We start from the raw sequence: 609 nt of genomic DNA on the forward strand, positions 1-609 counted from the left end.
GAGGGCGGGCGAGGGCGCCTCTTCCCAGACCTTCTGGTGGCGGCGCTGCAAGGAACAGTCGCGCTCACCGAAATGCACGCCGCGGCCAAAGCCGTCACCGAACACCTGGACTTCGATATGGCGCGGCTTTTCCAGGTATTTTTCGATATAAACGGCATCGTCGCCGAACGCCGCACCGGCTTCCGTGCTCGCCGTCTGCAGGGCGATCTCCAGGTCAGCCTCGGTGAGGGCGACCTTCATACCGCGACCGCCACCACCGGCCGATGCCTTGATGATCACGGGATAGCCGATCTCGGCGGCAATGCGCCTGGCTTCCTTCTGGTCGGTGACGGCGCCGTCCGAACCGGGCACAACCGGAATGCCGAGGCGCTTGGCGGTTCGCTTGGCCTCGATCTTGTCGCCCATGATGCGGATATGGTCGCCGGACGGACCGATGAAGGTGATGTTGTGCGCGGCCAGTATGTCGGCGAATTTGGCGTTCTCCGACAGGAAGCCGTAGCCCGGATGCACGGCGTCGGCGCCGGTGATTTCGCAGGCCGCAACGATCTGATGGATGTTGAGATAGCTGTCGCGCGATGGCGGCGGACCGATGCAGACGCTCTCGTCGGC

At 64.4% G+C, this 609-nt stretch carries 1 protein-coding gene; it reads right to left on the reverse strand.

Features of this window, described 5'->3' with window-relative positions; translation table 11 throughout:
- On the reverse strand, positions 1-609 hold a 609-nt coding region (locus EN893_RS36930), incomplete at both ends, for a biotin carboxylase N-terminal domain-containing protein (RefSeq protein WP_128362307.1).

The organism is Mesorhizobium sp. M7A.F.Ca.CA.004.04.2.1, from assembly GCF_004022825.1.
Classification (GTDB): domain Bacteria; phylum Pseudomonadota; class Alphaproteobacteria; order Rhizobiales; family Rhizobiaceae; genus Mesorhizobium.